The organism is Roseixanthobacter psychrophilus (genome assembly GCF_043195195.1).
GTDB lineage: Bacteria > Pseudomonadota > Alphaproteobacteria > Rhizobiales > Xanthobacteraceae > NCEH01.
The window spans coordinates 1-1,240 of the sequence record NZ_JBAFWT010000141.1 but is presented as its reverse complement, the minus strand read 5'-3'; the positions used below and the strand labels follow the sequence as shown (position 1 = coordinate 1,240).

The 1,240-nt window shown below is 64.7% G+C and carries 1 protein-coding gene; it reads right to left on the bottom strand.

Annotated features, from left to right (window positions below):
- Positions 1-1,240, bottom strand: a 1,240-nt coding sequence (locus tag V5F77_RS28865; RefSeq protein WP_429008482.1) for a transposase, incomplete at both ends; no start/stop codon positions are given.

Genomic DNA, 1,240 nt, shown 5'->3' with positions numbered 1-1,240 from the left:
GGCCTCTGCCGCGGCCGCGATGTCGAGGAACGCCGGTGCGCCGTCGATTTCGGCGATGATGACGATGGCCAGCGCGACATCGGTCTGAATGACGAACAAAAACGCGTTCTTGGCGCTCGCAACCTCTCTTGGCGTCCCGTACCCCAACAGCGCGCGCATCAGAATGCCGAGATTGAACCCCGCGACATGGATCAGGTAGCGCTTATGAACGTTCTCGCGCCCGCGCAACCACGCGCGGCGCATGCCGCCGCGATCGAGCACATGGGCGAAGCTGCGCTCGACCATTTCTCCGCGTCGGCGCATCGCGTCCCGCCCGATACAGGATTTCAACCTCGCGCGGTTGGCGTAAACGGCCTCCCGCGCCGCTTCATCGCCATGCCACCGCAAATACCCCTTCGAGGGTTTCGGCTCGGCGATCCGCGTCTTCCAGACGCCGCCGTCGAGGTCCTTCAGCCCCTCGCGTGAATGATAACCTTTGTCAGCCACCAATTCGCAGGGGGCCTCGGGCGTCGGCGCAAGGCCGATATCGGCGAGATTGCGCGCCGCCGCCTCCAGCGTGGGATCGAGCGTCGTCGTATCGCCCTCGTCGGCCGGATGAATCGGGGCCGCCACGATGATGCCGGTGTCGAGATCGACGGCGTGCTCGGGCTTGTAAGCCAGATGCGTCGTCCCGTCCTTCATCCGCGCGATCCTGGCGTCCGGATCGGTCGTGCTCGTCCAGTCTTCGTTCGAGAGCTTCTTGCCCTTCCGCTTGCGGTCGAGCCGGATGAGATCGTCGATCGTCGGCGTTTCGATGCCGCTCTCCTGCGCCATGCGCGTCAGCATCGCGCGATAGGTCTCGCCGCTGTCGCGGCGCACGATCGTTCGCAGCGCGGCGTTGGCTTCCATGGTCGAACCGTCGACGCCGATACGCTCGCCCTTCACCAGACCGCGCGCGGCGACGAGATTCAACACCCAGCCGAACACTTTCTCATGCGCCTCATGCGGCAGGCGCGAGCGCGTCTTCGACAACCACGAATGATCGGGAACCTTGTCCCGGTTCGCCAGACGCAGGAAATCTCGCAGCGAAAAGGAATCCGAGCAACGCCACACAATGCCGCGTTCGCTGTCGATGCCTTCGAAATACCCGACCATGTGCATGCGGAAATATCGGCCCGGCGGCAGCGAGGGCGCGCCCATGCGCGGCGCGTAATACGGCTTGCAGACCTCCTCGACGAAGGCGTCGAACCCAGCTTCGATC